This window comes from Gimesia algae, assembly GCF_007746795.1.
Classification (GTDB): domain Bacteria; phylum Planctomycetota; class Planctomycetia; order Planctomycetales; family Planctomycetaceae; genus Gimesia; species Gimesia algae.
On the sequence record NZ_CP036343.1, the window covers coordinates 3,605,220 to 3,627,029 of the forward strand.

General features: G+C 52.8%; 19 protein-coding genes. 12 read left to right on the forward strand and 7 right to left on the reverse strand.

Annotated elements, in window-relative coordinates:
- Positions 1–157 precede the first annotated feature (157 nt).
- The 5 genes from Pan161_RS13230 (at position 158) to Pan161_RS13250 (ending at position 6,122) form a co-directional block, all read left to right on the forward strand.
- Positions 158–1,198, forward strand: a complete 1,041-nt coding sequence (locus tag Pan161_RS13230; protein WP_145227683.1) for an endonuclease/exonuclease/phosphatase family protein — start codon at positions 158–160, stop codon at positions 1,196–1,198.
- Between the two features lie 773 nt (positions 1,199–1,971).
- Entirely contained in the window at positions 1,972–4,086 is a 2,115-nt protein-coding gene (locus Pan161_RS13235) for a glutamine synthetase III family protein (RefSeq protein WP_390620749.1), read from the forward strand.
- A 121-nt stretch (positions 4,087–4,207) separates the two neighbouring features.
- A complete protein-coding gene (locus tag Pan161_RS13240) occupies positions 4,208–5,329 on the forward strand; it encodes a potassium channel family protein (protein WP_145227687.1) in 1,122 nt (373 codons plus the stop codon).
- Positions 5,330–5,451: 122 nt separating this feature from the next.
- The gene (locus Pan161_RS13245) at positions 5,452–5,760 is read left to right on the forward strand and encodes a type II toxin-antitoxin system RelE/ParE family toxin (RefSeq protein ID WP_197995860.1); all 309 of its coding nucleotides are present in this window, start codon (positions 5,452–5,454) and stop codon (positions 5,758–5,760) included.
- Complete coding sequence (locus tag Pan161_RS13250; RefSeq protein WP_145227691.1) at positions 5,757–6,122, forward strand: helix-turn-helix transcriptional regulator; 366 nt, start codon at positions 5,757–5,759, stop codon at positions 6,120–6,122. Before Pan161_RS13245 ends, Pan161_RS13250 begins: the two co-directional genes overlap by 4 nt.
- 71 nt (positions 6,123–6,193) lie before the next feature.
- Here Pan161_RS13250 and Pan161_RS13255 read toward each other — a convergent pair whose 3' ends face one another.
- From Pan161_RS13255 to Pan161_RS13265, 3 genes are read right to left on the reverse strand one after another with little or no spacing between them, the layout of a single operon-like run.
- Positions 6,194–6,682 (reverse strand): DUF4304 domain-containing protein, encoded by a 489-nt coding sequence (locus Pan161_RS13255; RefSeq protein WP_145227693.1) that lies wholly within the window; start codon positions 6,680–6,682, stop codon positions 6,194–6,196.
- A gap of 30 nt (positions 6,683–6,712) precedes the next feature.
- Entirely contained in the window at positions 6,713–6,955 is a 243-nt protein-coding gene (locus Pan161_RS13260; RefSeq protein WP_145227695.1) for a hypothetical protein, read from the reverse strand.
- Between the two features lie 32 nt (positions 6,956–6,987).
- A complete protein-coding gene (locus Pan161_RS13265) occupies positions 6,988–7,467 on the reverse strand; it encodes a hypothetical protein (protein ID WP_145227697.1) in 480 nt (159 codons plus the stop codon).
- A 157-nt stretch (positions 7,468–7,624) separates the two neighbouring features.
- Between Pan161_RS13265 and Pan161_RS13270 the strand changes: the two genes are divergently transcribed.
- A complete protein-coding gene (locus Pan161_RS13270; protein ID WP_145227699.1) occupies positions 7,625–8,155 on the forward strand; it encodes a hypothetical protein in 531 nt (176 codons plus the stop codon).
- A 34-nt stretch (positions 8,156–8,189) separates the two neighbouring features.
- On the opposite strand, the gene Pan161_RS13275 is transcribed toward Pan161_RS13270, so the two are convergent.
- On the reverse strand, positions 8,190–9,770 hold the full coding sequence (locus Pan161_RS13275) for a leucine-rich repeat domain-containing protein (protein ID WP_145227701.1): 1,581 nt from the start codon (positions 9,768–9,770) through the stop codon (positions 8,190–8,192).
- Positions 9,771–9,908: 138 nt separating this feature from the next.
- Here Pan161_RS13275 and Pan161_RS13280 point away from each other — a divergent pair, with 138 nt between their 5' ends.
- Positions 9,909–10,451, forward strand: coding sequence for a DUF1572 family protein (locus Pan161_RS13280; protein WP_145227703.1), 543 nt, complete (start codon positions 9,909–9,911; stop codon positions 10,449–10,451).
- A 273-nt stretch (positions 10,452–10,724) separates the two neighbouring features.
- Here the strand turns inward: Pan161_RS13280 and Pan161_RS31285 are convergent, their stop codons facing one another.
- Positions 10,725–11,813, reverse strand: a complete 1,089-nt coding sequence (locus tag Pan161_RS31285; protein WP_145227705.1) for a bifunctional transcriptional activator/DNA repair enzyme AdaA — start codon at positions 11,811–11,813, stop codon at positions 10,725–10,727.
- A gap of 475 nt (positions 11,814–12,288) precedes the next feature.
- Here Pan161_RS31285 and Pan161_RS13290 point away from each other — a divergent pair, with 475 nt between their 5' ends.
- The 5 genes from Pan161_RS13290 (at position 12,289) to Pan161_RS13310 (ending at position 18,805) form a co-directional block, all read left to right on the forward strand.
- On the forward strand, positions 12,289–12,738 hold the full coding sequence (locus tag Pan161_RS13290; RefSeq protein ID WP_232103727.1) for a sigma factor: 450 nt from the start codon (positions 12,289–12,291) through the stop codon (positions 12,736–12,738).
- A 95-nt stretch (positions 12,739–12,833) separates the two neighbouring features.
- Positions 12,834–14,495 carry a hypothetical protein gene (locus Pan161_RS13295; protein ID WP_145227707.1) on the forward strand — a complete coding sequence of 554 codons (1,662 nt, stop codon included), beginning with the start codon at positions 12,834–12,836 and terminating at the stop codon, positions 14,493–14,495.
- A gap of 161 nt (positions 14,496–14,656) precedes the next feature.
- The gene (locus Pan161_RS13300; protein ID WP_145227709.1) at positions 14,657–16,093 is read left to right on the forward strand and encodes a leucine-rich repeat domain-containing protein; all 1,437 of its coding nucleotides are present in this window, start codon (positions 14,657–14,659) and stop codon (positions 16,091–16,093) included.
- Positions 16,094–16,580: 487 nt separating this feature from the next.
- The gene (locus tag Pan161_RS13305) at positions 16,581–17,126 is read left to right on the forward strand and encodes a sigma-70 family RNA polymerase sigma factor (protein WP_145227711.1); all 546 of its coding nucleotides are present in this window, start codon (positions 16,581–16,583) and stop codon (positions 17,124–17,126) included.
- Positions 17,126–18,805, forward strand: coding sequence for a hypothetical protein (locus Pan161_RS13310; RefSeq protein WP_145227713.1), 1,680 nt, complete (start codon positions 17,126–17,128; stop codon positions 18,803–18,805). The genes Pan161_RS13305 and Pan161_RS13310 overlap by 1 nt, the downstream gene beginning before the upstream one ends.
- A 178-nt stretch (positions 18,806–18,983) precedes the next feature.
- On the opposite strand, the gene Pan161_RS13315 is transcribed toward Pan161_RS13310, so the two are convergent.
- The gene (locus Pan161_RS13315) at positions 18,984–20,120 is read right to left on the reverse strand and encodes a 2-hydroxyacid dehydrogenase (RefSeq protein ID WP_197995861.1); all 1,137 of its coding nucleotides are present in this window, start codon (positions 20,118–20,120) and stop codon (positions 18,984–18,986) included.
- 211 nt (positions 20,121–20,331) lie between these two features.
- Positions 20,332–21,759: an enolase-like domain-containing protein gene (locus tag Pan161_RS13320; protein WP_145227715.1), complete on the reverse strand. Its 1,428-nt coding sequence runs from the start codon at positions 21,757–21,759 to the stop codon at positions 20,332–20,334.
- Between the last annotated feature and the right edge of the window lie 51 nt (positions 21,760–21,810).

Sequence of the window (21,810 nt, forward strand, 5' to 3'; positions counted from 1 at the left end):
TTGCCAACCAGTCAGGCGAAAATCGACCTGAGCTACAGTCTGCTACTGGCATACTTGAGCGTTTACTCAGTATGGCAGTTCGATGTCACAGGCTTTATAATCGCGGAATCGAATACTCATTCAGCTGATCTGTTCCAGAAGCAAAGTGGCAGCCTTAATGACTGATCCTGATCCCCCTGCGGTTTCCCGCTTTCAAAGAATCCTGGATCAAATTGTCTCCCGCGTTACCACCTGTATTACGTGGTTCTTCTTAATCAGCGTCAGCGTCTGTTACACGATGCAACCGGACATCTGTGCCGCGGTCACCGTTTATCCGAGCTGGTGCTGGTTTGTCAGCGGTCTGTTTCTGGCGTTGATTCTGTTACGCGCGAAAAGTAAACGGATGGCGTTGACGACGGTCGGTCTCTGGTTTGTGTTCCTCGTCGTGTTTGCCGATACACCTTTGAGTCTCTGGCGGGGAATGTGTCAGCGAACCGAGGCAGTCGCGCAGGCCGAACAGCCAGGACAGATTCCACTGCGGGTGATTTCGCTCAACGCGCATGGCAGCGGCCGTGCTGTCGCGGCGCTCAAACGATATGAGCCGGACCTGATTCTGATTCAGGAAACGCCGGGAGCCGGGACGTTGATCGAAGTGGGCAAAACGATGCTCGGAGAAAATTCCGGTCTGCTGGTGGGCGTGGATGCTTCGATCCTGAGTCGAACTCCGATCGAACCCGTGGCGTCGTCTGTGAATTACACCATCGGCAAAGTCAGAGTCAAAACGGGGCAGGAGATCATTGTCGTTTCGTTGCGTCTCATGCCACCTCCCTTTCGTGCGGATCTGTGGAACCCCGAATGCTGGCGCGCGTACCGTGATCAGAGAATTCATCAGCGAGATGAACTGCAGCTGATCAGTCGTCGCCTGTCAGAACTGTCGTCCGATCTGCCTGTGATTGTGGGAGGCGATTTCAACGTCAATCCGCGCGATCCGATCTTCCGGGAACTGCCGGCGAATCTGAGTGATGCCTTCGTGACAGCCGGTATCGGCTGGGGCAACACGATTACCAACGAAGCTCCGTTCCTGCGAATTGACCAGGTATGGATCAACGATTTTTTCAAATCTGTACAGGTCTTCTCCGCGGCCGCCAGCGACACTGATCATCGACTCGTGCTGGCGGATTTGATTCTGAAAACAATGCCTCATCAGTCTTCGAAATGACGCTGATCCCTGGCACCTCGTTGCATCAACGCTCATTGATGCATGCCGTTATAATTCACTCAGAATTCCCACCCTGCGAAACTTTGTTTCCGAACCATATCGGGCCTGCTGAAATGGTGTGCTGATTTTTCAGGCAAAGAATGCGTGCAATCTTGGCATGCCAGAACTAAAGCAGGCAGCCCGGGTTCGGGTCGTAAGAGATCTTGTGAATTTGCAGCCCTTTAGTCCCTGATCAGCGGGAGTTTGTAAATGAAGTTTACGTTCACTCAAATACCGACGATGCAGGGGATTAGAATGTCAGACTGTCACAGTAGGGCCAGGACCTGGTATCCGCGCCTGAGTGGAGGCTCTGGAAATTCCAATTCTGCCTGCCGTTTGGCACATATTCTGCTTTGTAATAGTTACTACTTCTTAGCGACTTCTCGATTTCACAAAGTTCTGAGTAACTTGGCGCGAGACCACGGTACATCTGACCATTTTCAAAAACCAGATTTTTATGTCAATTGCGAATCACTCAGAAGAAATTTACACCTTAAGAAATGTAATTGTCCTGGCTTCCTAGCCAGTTATCTGATGGATCTCACGAGCTTCCAACAGTTTTGTCAGTAGTTTAATCGCCCAATGAAAAGGTCAAAACAGTGAACACCGAAATTCAATCTTCTAATGGTCAAACCACCTATTCCGGCGGCAGCAACGGAGTCAAAACGACTCTGGGTTCTGCCCGTTCTGCAGCCGTCGCTGCTGTGACTGGTTACCAGCCCAATCACCCCCCGATGAATTTCCAGCAGACGCCAACCGGTCAACTGTTTAACGCGAACGTCTTTTCCACAGCGACCATGAAAAAGCGTCTGCCCAAGCAAGTTTACAAACAATTGATCAGCACCATTGAAGCGGGTCACAAACTGGATTGTTCGACTGCTGACGTCGTGGCTTCCGCCATCAAAGACTGGGCGATTGAAAAAGGAGCCACTCACTATGCTCACGTTTTCTATCCCCTGACCGGTTCGACTGCCGAAAAGCACGACAGCTTCCTGTCTCCAGACGGTGACGGCAGTGCCATCGCTGAATTCAGCGGCTCACAGCTGATCCAGGGTGAACCCGATGGTTCCAGTTTCCCGACCGGCGGTATCCGTGCCACATTCGAAGCCCGTGGTTACACGATCTGGGACGTCACCAGCCCGGCTTACATTCTGGAAAATTCCAACGGTACGACACTCTGCATTCCAACCGCCTTTGTTTCCTGGACTGGCGAAGCACTGGATAAGAAAACTCCCGTTCTGCGTTCCATGCAGGCTTTGAATATTCAGGCACAGCGTATTCTGAAACTGTTTGGCCACGATGATGGAAAACTGGTTTCTTCCACAGCAGGCCCCGAACAGGAATACTTCCTGATCGACCGAAACTTCTATTATGCTCGTCCCGACCTGTTAAACTCCGGTCGCACCTTATTCGGAGCCAAACCACCCAAAGGTCAGGAATTCGACGATCACTATTTTGGTGCGATCCCCGACCGCGTACTGGCTTTCATGTTCGAAGCAGAACGTGAACTGTTCAAACTGGGGATTCCCATCAAAACCCGTCACAACGAAGTGGCTCCCGGGCAGTATGAAATCGCACCTTTGTTCGAATCTGCCAACATTGCTACCGACCATCAGCAACTGCTGATGACCACACTGCGTCGGACTGCAGAAAAGCATGGCATGGTCTGCCTGACTCATGAAAAGCCATTCGCCGGCGTCAATGGTTCAGGTAAACACGTTAACTGGTCGATGGGCAGCTCTTCACAAGGCAACCTGCTCGATCCCGGTGATACTCCTCATGAAAACGCCCAGTTCCTGTTGTTCTGTGGTGCTGTGATTCGTGCCGTCCATAAATTCCAGGGACTGCTGCGAGCCGTTGTCGCTTCCGCCAGCAACGATCATCGTCTGGGTGCCAACGAAGCGCCTCCTGCGATTATCTCGATCTTCCTGGGCGATCAGTTGACCGACGTCTTCGAGCAGATCAAAGCCGGCGGAGCCAACTCATCGATTCCCAAGGGAACACTGACCGTGGGAGCCGACGTGCTGCCACCACTGCCAAAAGATGCCGGCGACCGTAACCGAACCAGTCCGTTTGCCTTCACCGGTAACCGGTTTGAATTCCGTGCTGTCGGTTCGAATCAGTCCATCGCAGGTCCACTGGTCGCGATGAATACCATCGTGGCCGACTCGCTGGAATATTGTGCAACACGCCTGGAAGAAGCCACCGGCGGCGATCCCAGCAAGCTGCACACCGAACTGCAGAAACTGTTGACCGACATCATGAACGATCATGGTTCGATCATCTTCAACGGCGATGGTTACAGCGACGAATGGCATGCAGAAGCTAAAAAACGGGGTCTGTTGAATCTTAAGACCACTGTGGACGCTCTGCCTGTTCTGGAGACACAGGAAGTCAAAGACCTGTTTACCAAATACGAAGTCCTTTCCGAACGCGAGCTGGCCAGCCGCCTGGAAATTTACCTCGAACAGTACATCATGTCGATCAAAGTCGAGTCGAATCTGACGATCAAAATGGCGAAGACGATGATCTTCCCGGCTGCGATCCGTTACCAGGGCGAACTGGTTTCCAATTGTGCCAGCCTGAAAATGCTGGATTACGATTTCGATACCAATACGCTGGACAAAGTCACCGAACTGGTCAAGACATTGCAGGACAGCATCGTTGAACTGGAAGCCGCCGCTTCTGGCGGTGAATCGGAAGACATGCTGTCTGAAGCGACACACTGCTGCCACACGATTCTGCCTTTGATGAACAAGGTGCGTGCGACAGCCGATGAACTGGAAGGGATTGTCGCTGACGATCTGTGGCCACTGCCCACCTACCAGGAAATGCTGTTCATCAAGTAACAGCAATCGATAACAATCGAGTCTTCGGAACCGGAGCCGGCCAGCGCCTTGCTGAGTCGGCTCTGTTCCTGTTGTCTTCTGAAAAAGTGTGACTTGAGCGCAACTATCGAGAACATCAGTCATGTCAGATTCTGAATCATTATTCTCTACAGATACGATTCAGCGAAGCCAGCCCGGACATTCCCGACCGTTCCGTAAAATCATGACCGGGATTGCGTTGTTCTTTACGATCTGCCTGGTTGCCGTCATCGGCTATGTCTCCGCCGGCTGGAAGCTGGAAGATTCGATCTACATGGTCATCATCACCATCTTCGGCGTCGGATATGGCGAAGTGCAGCCCATCGAATCGTCAGGGCTGCGGGCCTTGACGATCATGGTGATCATCGCCGGTTATGGCGCGGTGATCTATACCATCGGCGGGTTCATGCAGATGGTCATCGACGGCGAACTCAACCGAGCCCTGGGAGCGAGAAGAATGACGAAAGAAATAGAACGTCTGAATGGACACACGATTATCTGTGGTGTCGGCCGCATGGGTTCAATCCTGGCGAAAAGTCTGTACGCAGCGAAAAAACCGTTCGTGGTTGTGGACTGTGACGAACGTCGCCTGAAAGCCGCCGAAGATCAGGGCTACTGGGTGATTAACGGCGATGCATCGGAAGAATATGTACTGGAACAGGCGGGTATCCGCCGGGCTTCCGTGCTGGCGACCGTCCTTTCTGCCGATGCGACGAACGTGTTCGTCACGATTACCGCGCGGGAAATGAACCCGGACGTGATGATCATCGCCCGTGGGGAAAACCCCAAGACCGAAAAGAAACTGTTGGGCTGCGGCGCGAACCGCGTGGTGCTGCCGACTGCTATCGGCGCAAGCAAAGTCGCCCAGTTGATCATGCGACCGACGATGGAAAACATGCTGGAACAGCTGACCAGCGAAGGCGCGATTACCGACGAACTGGGTCACTTCGGTCTGCAGTTCGAAGAGCTGCAGGTGACCGCGGGTTCGACGTTTGTAAACAAGACACTGGATAAGATCGAGGTTCGCAGCGATCGGGGCTTCCTGGTGGTTGCCATCCGCCGCGCCGACGGGGAAGTTGAACAGAACCTGGCTTCCGATACACTTCTATTGGAAGGAGACGCTGTCATCGTCCTCGTTCACAGCAACGACATTCCACATCTCTCTGAAAAGTTCGCTGCCAAGGGCATTAAGATTACCTATCGGGGTGTGACGGCGGAGCTGTGATTTCTGGCTACTAAACTGGCAACTGCAGCAGGCCATAAACAAACCTTGACTCATGTCAGATATGACATACAATTCACTGCAGGGCCAAAAAAGACGAACCACAAGAGAAACCTCTCGTCTGGTTGCGCGGCGAGATTAAAACGCCTCCATTCTCTTCTGCAGCGCGGATTGAAGCTGGCATATTGCTTCGACGGCTACAGCGAGGAGATTCACTGGAATTGCCACACAGTCGTCCGATGCCGTCTATTGGCCGTCGTATCCATGAATTACGTATCCCGGATGAGAAACACACATGGCGCATCGTGTATCGCCTTGATCCTGATGCGGTGATTATTGGAGAAGTATTCGCCAAGAAGACTCAAAAGACACCCCAGTCGGTCATCGAGAATTGTAAACAGCGCTTCAAACAATATGATGAGGCAACGAAATGAAAACATCTAAACAAAAAAAACTGGAAGCGGCTGGCTGGCAGGTAGGATCAACGGCTGATTTTCTGGAACTCAGCAAAGCCGAAGAAATGCTCGTGAATATGAAGCTGTCGCTGGCAGCAGAAGTCAAGGCATTGAGAATTCAGCTCAATCTCACACAACAGGATCTGGCAAAACGAATTGGTTCCAGCCAGTCGCGTGTTGCAAAAATTGAAGTGGCTGACAAAACTGTTTCATTTGATCTCCTGATTCGATCACTGGCTGCCCTTGGGGCGTCACGGTCCCATATCGGAAAGATTGTCGGTACGCGCAAAGCTGTCAAAACGAAAACGAGTCCAAAAAAGCGGCTAACCCGACAAAAATAGTTTAGCTCCGATGGTAGAATTCATGCTATTAATTTTTTCTGTATCTCATTCGTAGAGAGGCTCTGACTGTTTCAGTCAGACACAGGCAGCTTCAATGCATTCCGTGCTGCCAGGGTAATCTGGAACTCATCGTGTTCCGCTAACAATTGATTGAGCCCCTCCAGGGTGACACCTGCTTTTAATACTGGCACCAGTTTTTCAGCGACAAATTGACTGATCTGTTCGAGCCGCTTTCCGTCATCGCAGGAATACTCATCGATATTCAACAGATCGGCGATGCGAGGCGCGCCTGCTTCAGGGCGATGTGAACCCTCGGGCCAGAGTGAACTGGCACGTGTGCGCACATGACATTGATACTCGCGGGGAAAATCGTTGTGTTCAATCTGCTGTAACCAGAAACCGAGATTGAGAAAATAAGTCGCGCCATATTGAGATTTCTGCAGGTTCAAAACTGTAATCATCGTCTCGCTGAACAGATACCAGTTCGCCCCCTTGCGTTGAAATCCATGTGGCTTCAGTTCTGCTTGTATCGCCTGGGTCAGCATCCGCGTCGTGATCATTTTTATTTAATCTATCGTAAATGGGATTACTCAGCTGTGAACAGCTGCCCGATTTTCAGGCAATTCTTCGACAGTCACTTTGCCTTCCAGTGCATCCAGTCGTGCGCGAAGTTCGTCGTTTTCTTTCTGTAGCTGCAACAGAAAAAGTGTGACCAGGACGAACAGCGTCAGCAGCCCTCCAGCGATGCGACTTCCATCACTACTGCTAAAGTAGACCGAGATCGAAAAGAAGGCCGCGGTAACCAGTAGCATCCAGGGACTCATTCTTTGCATGATTTGTATCCTGTAAAAAACGTGCCGCTGCGTTACGGCAGTTCGTAAGTGGAGATTTTGTTGAACTGCAGGGAAAATAGAAACGGATAGATCAATGCCAGACTGGCGAGCAGGACGACATAGGCACTGAAACCGGCATACAGAGCTACCAGGAGCAGGCCCTCTTGCAGTGTAGACAACCAACCCAGAAATGGTATCAGAATCGCCAGCCCCAGTCCCATAGACATCATTGAAAAAAAGACAACCAAAAAGAGGATGCCCACCACGCAGCCAGTCAGCAGGATATCGCCCCAGGTAATGCAGGATTTCAGCGACGGGGAAAGATTTCTGCGAATGATCTTCAGCCCCAGTCCGGTGAAGAGCGTCGTCAATGCGGCTCCCAGCAGGCACACCAACGCGAACTCGTTATCAGATCTCATCTCAATCGCCACCAGGCGGAGATAGACAATGAGGGAAACACAGATGGCAACGCTGAGACTCAACAGATGAGCGATACTTGTGAAGACATGCACCGTTTCCAGTTCCTTTTCTGCTTAAGTCCCGTTCACGGAAACAGAGAACTCCCTTCTCATAAATTGAACCCGTATCTTATACAGACTATCATAGACTCTGGCCTCTCTAAACGAAAGCACTTTTCCGCCACAGCCTTATAATTTTCAGGAGCCTCTCATGCAGAACTGCTTAGCCGTCTATACCGTCAAACGGGCCATCACCGGAGGTAAGCTGGCTGAGATCGCTCAGTCGGTCGGCATTGATCTGCGTTTTATGGCGCTGGGCGGACAGATCGCCAGCAATACGGAAGCGATCCGGGGGAAAGCATTGCCCGATGTGAATGGGGGCGCCCTGCTGATTGTCGGCGGCTTCGAAGCAGATCAGGAAAATCTGATTGATTTCGACACGCGTCTCAGCCAGGGAGACCAGCCGGCGCTGGCCCGCAAACTCAATGGCGGCCTGCTCCCCTGGTGTGAATTCTACAGTCACAAATTTAATTATGAGAAAGCATGCCAGCAGGATCAAACAGAGCAAGCGAAGCTGGATGCCTCGGTCACCAAAAAACAGCTGCCCGCTTTGAAAGTTGCGAAAACCCGCTATCAGATCTACAACCAGGGACAGACAGAGAAAGGCAGCCAGTTGATGAAAACACTGACTCCCGCGCTGGCGGAAGCCGTCGACGGCATTGTGGCCGATTATCAGCGTTGAGCAGGTCACCGCTTCAAGCCTGCTCGATCCGCTTTTATTTCTGAGTGAAACGTCGGTCCGCATAAATGGTCATGCAGCCACAGCACCAGTTATCTTCAATTTCACACTGCGGTATGAATTGATGCAGTTCCTCAGCTGGCTCCCTATCAATTTTGCTGCCATAAAAACTGAACTTCTTCAGTTGAGACAGATGGCGTAACTGCAGCAGTCCCGCATTCGTAATCGGGGCATTATTCAGCCCCAGTCTTTCGAGAGTTCGACATTGACCGAGGTAACCCAGTCCCTCATCGGTCACAGGAAAACCATTCAGGTCCAGCCCCTTGAGATGCGGTAAGTTCTGGAGCTGTTTCAGGCTTGTCATAGAAAACGGCGGGGGTTCCTTTTGTGGCGGCCAGCCCCTGTTAAACGAAATTTCTTCGAGAGATTTCACCTTCCCCAGTGTCGCCCAGAGATCGTCCGAAACGAGCGCAATCTGCACTGTGACATCCTTGAGGCGACTCATCTCTTTCAGGTACGCCAGATCGGTCGGTTGAAACTGACTGCTATCTACGTTGAGATTCAGTTTCTGGACCTGAGTGCAGTGGCTGATTGCTTCCAGAACCGGTACATTCACTAAGCCTATTCCCAACTCTTTCAGAGCAGGAATCTTTGCCAATGCAAGCAGTCCCGATCGGTCGAGCGGATCTCCTTCAGAGCGTTTCCCGAGACTGATCGAGAGCGTCTCCAGTTCAGGCAGCGTCCGCAGTTGTTTCAGTTGCGAGGTATCGCTGATTCCCCGGGTGAGAACGAGATTCAATTTTTTTATCTGTCTGATATGAGTAAGGTAACTCAGTTGATCATCTTTAATCGACCTGTCCGGACCAAAGGGGAGCGACTTCAATGATTTCAGCCGCGCGATTAAGGGAAGATTTTCATCTTTAATTCGTAGATTCACCAACTCTTCCAGGGGCATTTTTTCTAAAGGGACAATTGTTTTTTCATCCAGCCACATACCTTTATTATTATTGAGTGACAAATACTTCAGTTCGGGTAACTGGCTCAAGGCAGTCAGGACATCCGGAGTAAACGAGGTCTGTCTCAGCTTCAGTGTCCGCAGACTGGTCAGTTGTGCCAGCGATTTTCCACAGGCGTCGGAGAATCTGCGACAGCCGCTCAGATCGAGATGCTCTAATTGTTTGAGCGACTCCAGATGACGCATCCCCACATCGGTCAGATGGTAATTCACACTCAGGTCGAAATAACGCAGTTTTTTCAATTGCCCCACGTGACGCAGGCCGTCATCGGTGAAGTGATTCCCTTTGATGGTATGCACGCCCCGCAGGGTCAGCGTCTGCACTTCGGGCAGTTCTTTCAGTACGGTCAGATCGTCATCGGCCAGGGGGAGACGTTTCAGAAACAGCCAGTAGACCTGCCCGTGCTGGTTACGTTTCCAACGGGCTCCCAGCTGTTTCAGTTTCTGCAGCGTTGCCAGCGCAGTCGGCTCTGGAGGCGGAGCCTGCTGCTGCACCACGGATCGCTCGGCTTCGGGCGTAGCGTGCCACTCATAGGCAACGCCAGCGACTGTGACACAGAGGACCAGCAGAACGAAACTCTTTCGGGATGGTTTACGCATCATTCTGATATGATAAGCGATTTACCAGAGCAGAAGACAGTCTGCTTATCAGATTTTCCACCAGGCCAGTCGCTTGCATAAAGCCGATTCATTCTCCAGACTGAAACTGGTACAGACAACTCATGCAAAAAGGGATTTCAGATGGAACATTTCTCACCATTCCTCTCGGCGACGATCGATGTCTTTGAAGCCAACAAAAAAATGGCTGAACGGGCCATTGAACAGGTTTCGAACGACGGGCTGCGTACGGCTCTGGACGAGCATACCAACTCGATCGCCGTGATCATGAAACATGTCGCCGGGAACCTGATTTCCCGCTGGACCGATTTTCTGACCACCGACGGCGAGAAGCCGGACCGCAATCGTGATGGTGAATTTGAAGACAACTTCACTGACCGCGCTGAACTATTGGCCTACTGGGAGCGGGGCTGGTCGACGCTGCTGGATTCCCTCAAAAGTCTGACGCCCGACGATCTGGAAAAAACGGTTTACATCCGCGGCGATGCGCACATGGTCCCCCTGGCAATTCAACGCTCGCTCGGGCATACCTGTTATCACGTGGGACAGATCGTCCAGGTGGCCCGCATCCAGGCTGGCGATGATTGGAACACGCTGACGATTCCCCGCGGTCAGTCGGAACAGTTTAACCAGGAGCGCTGGGGCAAGGGGAAGCCGGGGAAATGACTTGATCTGCAGTGCCGCCAGATTTTAAGATCGTGACGAACCGCGAAGAAAAAAGGATGGGCCCGAATGGAATTCGGGCCGAGCGCAGCGAGCAGGAAGTCGCAGGTCCCATGTCCAAAGCGTAATCCGGTTTCCTATGCTAAACCGATAACAGCTTGAGGCCCAACTCAGCACCAGTTCTCGTTCACACCGCAACTTCCTGTTGTCTCTGACAACCGCGAATTGCATTCGCGGCCACCCGCTGTCAATGAATGTCCGCCGACCTGCATCCGTTTACTTTACAGGGGCGTTGGTTCCCTGCTCGATTTCCAGCAACCGTTTCTTGCGCCAGAGACCGCCGCCGTAACCGGTGAGGGTGCCGTCAGCTCCGATCACACGGTGACAGGGTATCAGAATCGCAATCCGGTTGTCGCCATTCGCTCTAGCCACCGCACGGACTGCGGTCGGCTGTCCAATAATTTCTGCCTGTTCGGAATAGGAACGGGTCTGACCGCAGGCGATGGTTTGCAACGCCGCCCAGACTTTCTGCTGGAACTCGGTGCCGGGCGTGATGAGTGGTAAATCGAACGTGGTTCGTTTCCCGGCAAAGTAAGACTCCAGTTGTCCTTCCAGCAGGGGAAAGAAACGACTGTCACCGGGCAGCGCTTTCGCATTCAGATGTTTCTGCAGCCGATTAATCTGTGTCTCCAGCATGCGGCGGTCGGTGAATTCCAGCAGGCAGATCCCCTGCTTTGTTGCGCCGGCCAGCATCGGTCCGAGGGGGGTTAAGATCCGATTGACAACGATCACCTGCTGACCGTTGCTTTTTGCCGGCGCGGTCCCCATTGTTTTTTTGAAGCCTTCTCCAAACCCGCTGAGCGATTCATATCCGCTCTGAAAAGCGGCATCGGTGACAGTCGATTTGTGTTGGATCTGGCTGAAAGCCTGATTGATCCGCCGCATTCGCAGGTAAGCGCTGAAGCTCATGCCATGCAGTTTCTGAAACCAGCGACGCACACGCACCGGATCGAGACCCCGCTCACGCAGATCTTCAGCCTGCAGTCGAATGGTGGCATCCTGCTCGACTTCTTCAATCAATGGCTGCAACCAGTCGGGTGTGGACCCCAGCGCCACCAGCGGACGACAGACCTTGCATTCCCGAAAACCATTGGCGAGGGCCGTTTTTGCATCGGGAAAGTACTCGACATTCTCAGGCTTCGGCTTGCGGGCCGAGCAGGAGGGGCGGCAGAAAATCCCCGTTGTACGGATCGCCGCGACGAACACGCCTTCAAAGCTGCTGTCCCGCTGGACGAGTGCGGCGTACATCGTCTCCCGGTCCGGCAGCGACTGTGTGTTGTGATCCGTTGTTTCTGTCTGTTTCATTTATGAAATCCCCTCTGGATGCCTGAGTCTGTTTTAACATCGTATCCGTTTCCGAAACAGCGACAACCGGGAACGGAACAGAGAATTGGGATTGTGGTAACGCGGCGTTGAAACAAAAATCCAAAGCGTGTCGAGACTGTTTTCGTTCCCGATGGCGGAAGAAATTCTATTATCCGCTGAAAGAAATCAGACATCTCTATCCCCATTCTGATCTTACTGTATCTGAAGCGTTGCCGATAATTTTCCTGACGACTCCTCACTGGGCTCCTTCAATTCTGTGTATATTATTAGATTGTCAGTCATTTTTTTTTGCCTGAAAGATTACTAATCGTTTGTATTGTTATTAACATACATGGCTGTTGAAGCGAGCCGTTCCCAAACAGCGTTTGTGCGATTTATTGCTGAAGAGTTGATTTACTAAGTCTTTTGTGTGGTTAGATTTCCTGCAGTTTTTCTGAACGGAGTTGTCGGGTTTATGTCGAATTCCATTTCGCCGCTCACTGCCAGTCCCAGAAAGGTGTATTCCTCTCTGTTAGATCAGGAACGTTTACGGATTTTCAATTATATCCGGACGCTCGTACCACATTATTCTGATGCGGAAGATGTCTATCAGCACGTCTGCCTGACACTCTGGAAAAAATTTAAAGAGTTCGATCGAGATCGAGATTTCTTTCCCTGGGTTTGTGGGATTGCATTTTATACAGCGCGGAATCACTATAGAGGCGTGCGTCATGATCGACATCATTTCAATCAGGACCTGATGGAAACCATGTCTCGAAAACGAGAGCAGCATTTATCTAACTACAACAGTCGGATTGATTATCTCCGTGAATGTTTAAGCTCCCTGACCTCGTCCGTTCAGAAGCTGCTGCGGGATCCCGTTATTGAAAAACATTCCATCTCGGAGATCGCCGTAACAACCTAGAAATCGATCCAGACGCTGTATAACCGTATGTCAATTCTCCGACGGGAACTGGCAGAGTGTATTTCGTGTAAGCTGCGGAATGAGCAGTAAGCAAAATGTCAATCCAGGATCTTCCACCCGAATTTGAACCGTTGCTGAATCGGCTGTTAGACAGTCCGGACGAAGAGATTTCGCAATCTGAGTTCGACCAGTTCCAGGCATTTCTTTCGACCAATCCCGAAGCGATGCAGTACTACTTTAATTATCTGGATATCAATCTGGGACTGCAGAGTGATATGAAGGCACGCCTGGAAGCGCTGGAACAGACATCCAGGGAACAAAACGCACCACAACCGCAGCCCTTCCCGCAGCCTGTCGTCAGGCGGACAGCATTTCTGCGTTATTCTGCCGTTGCCAGTTGCTCGCTGCTGGTGGGACTGCTGCTGGCCTGGAGCTTCGCAGGTTTTTTCCCGGGGGGGACCCGGACACCCGATCCGCAGGCCAGTAAAGAGGAACGCACTTATGTCGCCACACTCACGCGTTCTACGGATTGCGTCTGGGGCAGCGAGTCTCCGCCTGAATTCTCCGGCCAGAGGCTGATGTCGGAGGATCTGGTGCTGGAACAGGGGGTCGCTGAATTTCGCTTTGATACGGGCGTGCGTCTGATTATTGAGGGGCCCACCAAAATCAACCTGGTGACGTCCAGCCGCGCGAAACTGGATTACGGCAAGCTTGTTCTGCACGGTTATGATCCAGCACCGGAATTTTCGCTGATCACTCCTCTACTCACCTTTCAGGATATCGGTACCGAATACGGCGCGCAGATTCATCGGGATGGTGAAGTCGATCTGCACGTGTTCGCAGGTGCCGTGCGGGTCGCCCCCAATCAGAAGAATGACCAGTTTTCAGAATCGGTGATCATCCAGAAGGGCCAGGCCCGGCATCTTAACGACAGGAAATTCGAAGACATTCAATTGGAACCGGAACTCTTCAAAAGGGAAGTTCCTGGAACTCCACAGAATTTACAGGCACAGCGACAGGAACTGCGGGTCTATGACAGTTTTCATCCCCCGGAGATTCTAGATCCCGAGCAGACTTCCCCGTGGCAGAACACCGGAATCGGCTGGGTGAACCCCTGGCGGACCCCGAAAAGCGGCGGTAGAGCGAACCTGGGACTCAGTCGCCCCCATGAATCACTGGCCAGAACCGAAGTGGCTCCCAGCCAGTTGGGGCTGCTCGAACTCCGCGGAGCAAGTTCTTTCTTTCGCAAATTGAAGCAACCAGTTCGCATGGATATCAACGCGATCTATTACATCAGTTTCTACATGCAGAAAATCAAAACGGATCAAAAAAATCAATCTTACCAGTATGGAAATTTCGCACTGCTCCCTTCCGTCCAGCAGGAAGATCCCCCCAAAATCCGCATAGGGATGAGCATCAATAACTACGCGATTCTGCAGGCGGGACCGCAGATCATCGAAAGAGCGCCCCCCCTGCAAAGCGGTGAAACATATCTGTTCGTCACAAAAATTGTCGCCAGTGAAAAAGTCTCGGACCAGGTCTTCATGCGTGCGTTTGCAGAAGCAGAGCCCATTCCGGATCAGGAACCGCCGGTCTGGACCTGCGTCACGACTCCCTACGAGGACTCAAACGTGTTTGACGTGGTTCGGCTTCATGCAGGCAAGAATAGCGCCTACCTGTTCGATGAAGTGCGCATCGGCAGTACCTGGTCGTCAGTCGTCGATCCCGATCGCCCCCGACTGGTGCTCGAACAGTAATCAACGGGCAACCGGTACGTGTAGAATTTACGGTGCGGAACACGCGGCTGTTTGAATTTGGTGAAGTGGCGTGACGAGTGGACTGTTCAGGGTATAATGGTACTTGCTATTTTGCCGGTCTGCTGGTCCTTTCTTTCCTGTCTCGGGGAACTTCAACGCCCATGATTACGATTCGCCTGGAAACGCCCGATCAGCGTTATCTGCTGGATCCTGACAGTATCATTGCCGATCTGACTGAACGGTTTCCCGGCACCCGGGTGACGGTCGAAAATTATCATGAACGGCGCAGGGAGAGTGTCCGGAAACTCGTTGACGAATACGCAGCGAAAGGGAAGCAGTTTCTAATTGAGAAACGGGTGCTGGAAGAAATTGAGGCGAACGAAACCAGACTCGGTCCTGCCCGGGAAATTTCGATTCCCCTGAATGACCAGGGGGATGAGATCGAAGGCATGGTGGCTGCTTCCCGGGTCCTTCTGCAAGCGAAGGTGCGGGCCGATTTTGAGACCGTACGCACAATTGCGGACTATCTGAACTCACTGACCGTGGGGCAGCTGTTTGTGAGAGACGATGAGGACCAGGAGAATCAGCGTCGTCTCAAGACACTCAGCGCCGACCAGCAGATGCAGTTGGATGGGGGGATCGATTTCGATGAGCTCCTGCTGCCTCCCCGACAGCGGGAAGCCGTGGAATGCCTGCGCAAGGCAGGGGTGCGGATGTCTGCAGGCATCAAACAGGGGGCTCTGAATTTTCAGCTTGGCATCCTGGAGATGGATGAGACCGATCATCTGTGGGAAAGCATGCGTGAACTGGAACCGCTGGTAAAACTCTCCATTCAGAACACAACACTGACGGAGCGGGGGCTGGCAACCCTGGCGGGGCTGCCACGGCTGAATGAGATCCATTTGCGAAATACTACGACGCCCGGTTGGGCGTTTCGGCACCTGACTTCCTTTCCCCAGCTGACGAAGCTCTGGATAGATGAAATGGAGTTGGACGATACTGCGCTGGCAGCGATTGGTGAGCTGCACGGACTGCGCCAGCTCAGATTCCGGGATACGTCGCTGAGCGACGCCGGCTTTCGACAGCTGGCGTACCTGCAGAACCTGTCAGCGTTGAACCTGCATCGGGTCCCTGTGAATGAAGGGCTACAGGAACTAGCGGCCTTGGAACAGTTGACGTTTCTGGGATTGTCAGTGATGCCTCAGGTGACCGGTGAAATTCTGGCAATGGCGGGACAGCTCTCCCGGCTGGAGGGTCTATCCCTGGAGATGGCTACGCTGACGGATCAGGATCTCGCACACTTGCGAGGATTAAAACAGCTGTGGCGGATGAGTCTGCATTACACGGGAGAGGATTCACCCCCGCGGGTGACGGCAGCGGGGATCCGCGCCTTCGCAGATCTGCCGGAACTGAAGCAACTGACGCTGATTAAGGTGCCACTCAACGCAGCAGGGTTCCGAGAGTTGGGTCAGCTGACGCAACTCCGCTACCTGGGGCTCAATCTCCCTGGTGTTCCCACGGAATGGTTTGAGGAGCTGAAAACGCAGCTGCCGGAATGTCATGTGTCCTGGGTAGAACCAGAGAGAAAACAGGGTTGAGAGCGATGTGCTTTCCAGGTGCCGGTCAACTCGAACACGCCTAATCGGTTGCAGGAACCTTGATTCATCCTGCTTGTGATTTGGTAGTGTCTCTGTCTGATTCAAAATCGACGAATCGCCCGGTGGCTGGCATTTCGTTTTTTACCGGATGACAAGTTCATATAGTAATCTTTAAAAGAGGAAAATGTCCGATTGGAAAACAGATCATTCTATCCTTTTCCCTTTCTGCTGAATAATTCAACTGATTGATCGCAAATTCCAGAATAACCGGTTGGACTGCCTGACTGCTTTGCGAACAATTAGGAAATGGGCATCACTTTTTGCTTGCATGTTTACTAATCGTTTGTATGGTTTATGACATAAATCATTGGTGAAGATACCCGTTCTCTACCAGAGTTTGCGCAATTTCATCCTGATGAGCCGAACTTACTAAGTTATTTGAATGGTTGCATTTCTCGCAATTTTCCGGAACGGAGTTTCCCGTTTTATGTCGAATTTAATTCCGTCACTCAACATAAATGCCAGAGAGGTGTTTACCTCTTTAATAGATCAAGAACGCTTCCGTATATTTAATTATATTCGGACACTGGTGCCCCATTATTCTGATGCAGAAGATGTCTACCAGCTTGTCTGTCTGACGCTCTGGAAAAAGTTTGCTGAATTTGATCAGAAACGGGACTTCTTTTCCTGGGCCTGTGGCATCACGTTTTATACGGTCTGTAATCACCGCAGAAGCAGGAGGAACGATCGGCATTATTTCAGCCAGGAACTCATCGAAACTATGGCGCAGCAACGCGAGCAGGATTTAAGTAAATACAATATTCGAATTGAGCTGCTGCATGATTGTCTGGATGGCTTGAATTCCACTGATCAGCAGCTGTTAAAGAAATCCATCCTGGAAAAACAATCGATTAAGGATATCGCGAAAACGGCTGACAGGGCTCTGCAAACTCTATATAACCGTCTGACGTTCCTCAGGCGAGAACTGGCGGAGTGTATTTTGAGTAAACTAAAGAGTGAGCAACAAGTCTAATGTCTATACAAGAACTTCCCCCCGAGTTCGAACAGTTATTGAACCAGCTGCTCAACAGCCAGGACGGAGACTTCACAGCGGAAGAATTCGCAGCGTTCCAGAATTATCTCGTCGTCCATCCCCAGGCATTACAGCACTATTTTGAATACCTCGACATCGATTCGGGAATTCAGCCGGATATGCTCGAACGCTTAAAGGAGCTGGAAGAGAAGAGCATGGAAGAACCAGAACCGGTTCCGCCACTCACCCCGGCTCCGCTCATCACACATGAGGCCCCCCCGGCCAGACAACCGGCCTTCTTTAATTATGCCCTGGTCGCCGCCGCATCCATGTTAATCTTCCTGATGGCGGAATGGATGTCAACAGGCGATTTCCTCTGGGAACAGGCACCCAATGCGATCACCGACACAATTCGCGCTGAGCTGCCTTACGTCGCAACGCTCACCCGTTCCACCGATTGTGTCTGGGGAGGAAACTCCCGGCCCGAATTCTCCGGGCAGCGACTGCTGACAGAAGACCTGGTGCTGGAACAGGGGGTTGCCGAATTTCGCTTCGATTCCGGTACCCGCCTCGTGATTGAAGGACCCACCAAAATCAAACTGGTGACAGGCTGCTGTGCGCACCTGGATTATGGCAGCATGGTTCTGCACGGTTATGAACCAACGCCCGAATTCACGTTGATCACCCCCCTGCTCACCTTGCACGATATCGGCACAGAATACGGTGCCCGCGTTGATAAAGATGGCGAAGTGGACCTGCATGTGTTTGAAGGGGCGGTCCGAGTCGACGCCAATCATAAGAACGAGCAGTTCGCCGAATCAATTATCATTCAGGCAGGACACGCCAGGCGACTGAAAGACAACAAGGTAGATGACATTCCCCTCAGTCCCGAACGCTTTAAAAGAGAAGTTCCCGGCGATCCCCAAACACCGCTCGCGTTGCAACAGGAATTACGGGCCTACGACAGTTTTCATCCCACTGTCATCGCCGTTCCGGAATCTTCTTCAGCATGGCAGACTGCCGGCACAGGCTGGAAAACCCCCTGGACTAAGCACAAAGGCAGCGGCGAACTCGCTGTGGGTGAGAGTCACCCCCGCAAGTCGCTGTCACGAACCCCACTCGCGGAAAATCAGCTGGGGCTGATCGAACTCAGCAAAGGAGAAATGGCCTGGCGCGCGTTAGAAAAACCGATCCGCATGGATACGAACGCCATCTATTACCTCAGCTTCTCTATGCAGAAAAACAGTAGCGGACCCAATATCAAAGATGACCAGTTTGGTAATCTGTCGCTGCAGACCTCAAAGGTATTAGCCCATTCCCGCAAAATTCTGTTTGGCATGAGCTCGGAGGGTTACGCCACGCTGCAGGCCGACATGCAGATTGTGGAAGAAGCGCCGCCACTGCAAACGGGAGAAACCTATTTCATCGTGGCAAAAATTGTCGCCAGTAAAAACGCTCCCGATCAGGTTTTCATGCGGGCATTTGCTAAACAGGAAGCCATACCCGATCGGGAACCGCCCGTCTGGACTTGTGTCACCACCCCCTTTCACGATTCAAACACCTGGGACCTGGTCCGCCTGAACGTGGGACAGCAAGGCGACTACCTGTTTGACGAATTACGCATCGGCACCACCTGGGCTTCAGTCGTCAATCCAAATCCCCCCCGGCTGGAACAGTAATCGTAGTCGCTTTAAGGGTTTCACTATCTGCTCTCTCGTGGTGAAAAAGGACCTTCGCTAAGACGACAGAGGCTTCTGATCATCGGGACCTGTGGTATTCTCCTCAGGCCTCTTTTTTTCTGCGTATCTCCTTAATCGTCAATGGCTGGTCGAGTTCTCATGCCCATTTAAGGGTCGTTTAACTCACGTGGTGCGTCAGATCTGTTTCCCGTTTGCCGGCGAAGAATTCTTCGATATTGGAGAGCGTTGTTTCGGCGATGTTGTCCAGCGCCTCGTGGGTCAGGAATGCCTGATGGGATGTGATTACCACGTTGTTGAATGTCATCAGCCGCGCCAGAATGTCATCGTTGAGTACCTGGTCGGAGATGTCGCGAAAAAAGATGCCTGCTTCTTCTTCGTAGACATCCAGGCCGGCATAGCCGATCTGCCCCGACTTCAGGCTCTCTACCAGGGAGACTGTTTCGACCAGGCCTCCCCGCGACGTATTGATCAGCATCACGCCCCGCTTCATCTGTGCGATCGACTTTCGATTGATCAGGTGATGTGTTTCCGGGAAGAGCGGCAGATGCAACGTAATGATATCCGACTGCGCTAACAGTTCGTCCAGGCTGACATATTCCGTCAGCGGTCGTTTTTCCACTTCCGGATTTTTCTGCACGTCATAGGCCAGTACCCGACAGCCGAATCCATTCAGAATTTCGACGACGCACTGCCCGATTTTTCCCGTCCCGATCACGCCAACCGTCTTGCCAAACATATCGAAACCGGTCAGCCCGTCTAACACAAAAGCCCCGGTCCGGTTCCGCAGGTAAGCCTGATGCAAATGTCGGTTGAGCATCAGCATCAGCGCGACTGTATGTTCGGCGACCGCATGCGGCGAATACGCGGGAACCCGCACGACACTGATGCCGTGCCTCTGACAAGCCTCCAGATCAACATGATTGAAGCCGGCACAACGCAGAGCAATCAATTCTACGCCCAGTTCGGCCAGCCGCGCAATGACCCGCTCATGGGCCTCATCATTCACGAAGATACAGACCACCTTGCAGCCGGCAGCCGCCGAAACCGTCTGCTCATTGAGCGGCGATTCGATGGCAATCAGCTGGAAACTGTCGTCGTTTCTCGCGGAGAACGATTGGAGGTCGTACTGCTTCGCATCAAAAAACGCAATCTGCCGACGGCCTTCCGCATCGTGTCCATCCCGCGGCTGAGTCGCGTTCAACTCCGCCAGCATCCGCTCGTACCGGGCCGCGTTCAGGCCAGTCTGGCCCTGCAACTGCGCGATGAAAGCCTGAAGGCGTTCCCCGTCGTTCATGTCTGCCACTGCTGACTCTCACTCTCTTGTTGAAACCGATTCGATATAAAGTACCTGGCAAGCCTGCCCCCGATTATAAAAGGACGAACACCGTCTGAATACAGTAAGCCAGCGGGAGAACATTGCAGACGGCAATTGACGTGCGATAAATCATGACTGCCAGGTTCTCTGATCGAAAACTTGGTCCGCTTTACGGTTCCTGGAACCTTTTTCAGAGCGACAATTCCTGAAAGCCGTTCATAGGAACTTCCACGCCCACGCCGAACGGGGCGGCGTTGACTGACGTCAGATCCAGTTCGCCGTTCGTGATGTTGACGCGGGCGAAGCCGTTGTCCAGCGGCGTATAGAGGTCGCTGTGCTGCTGGAGCATCAGCTGGCTGATTTGCCTGGGGAACGGGGTCAGTCCGCGAAAGTAGTGGTGGCCGTTGCGTTCGACCGAGGCATTTCCTAAAGCCGCCTGCGCCGCCAGGTCCTGCAGCAATGCGACCGGGCCGATATTCACCAGGTCTTCGCCGCTCATCTGGTAGCGGCTCGTGTTTTCGCGCGCGTTGCGATGATTGATCAGACAGCGATGGGCGGTCGTCTTCATGATGCCTTTGCAGTTCTTGTGACTCGTGCCCGCGTAACCCAGTTGCAGCGCCTGTTCCAGCGCGCTGAGTTCGGCGTCCGATTCATCAATGATCACCGGCGGCCCGTTTTCCCAGTCGGCAATATTCGCAATCGCAGGGTCCAATGCCACGCTGCGATGCAAAGGCTGCTCGATGAAGATCAGACGTTCAAAGAAGGCAGACAGCGACGCGTCGGCCTGAATGCGGTCCCAGAGTTCGACGAAGCGCGGGAACTCGCGGTACTGCTCGTTGCCATCCAGGGTGAACGCGAAGTTGTTCCCGCAATGATCGGTGATGACCTGCCCGACGGAACGGAGTCGGTCCAGATCACGGTCGACATCCCCCTGGGCCTTGAGTTTGAAGTGTTTTAGTCCGTAGGCACGAATACAGTCTTCCAGCGTCTGTGGCAGGCCGTCGTCGATACGGGTTTCGGACGTGAGGTCGGCAGCCGTCAACGGATCAGACAATCCGACCGTGTGGCGGGCGATGATTTTGGGCAGCGGCTGTGCAGGCAGAAACTCGTTCGGCGTGCGGCCCGCCAACTCGGGATGAATCGCCGCCAGATCCAGGCCGACACGGTTCTCCCGCAACAGCGTCGCCAGGTTACAGTGTTCGGCCCGGGCCAGCGCATCGAGCAGCGTGCGTTCGACCATACTGACCCCAAACTGCGCCAGCAGCGAAGGCAGGCCCTGCTCCGCCGCCCACGTCACCTGTGCCTGGTAAACCTGCCGCCAGAAATCAAACGCGGGCGCAGCTGTCGCCTGTCGCGCAAACCCGACGGCCTGCCGGATGACCAGTAACATCTCGTCGATTTCCTGGTCGGCATCTTTCTCGGGTGACTTATCGAACCAGCGGGGCAGCAGACCTTCGGCGGCGATGCCGGTGACGACCTGCCCGTCGATTTCATAACGGCACTGCAGAAACACATGCGGAGCCGCCGTCATGACCGCGATGCCAAACCGAAACGGCATGCGGGTTTCTGTGTCCGTACGATGGAGCGTGGCGTCGAGGAGTTTGAGTTCGGAAAGCATGGGCGCGTAATTCTGTAGATGATTCAAAGTGCGTCATTGTGAGTCGGTGAC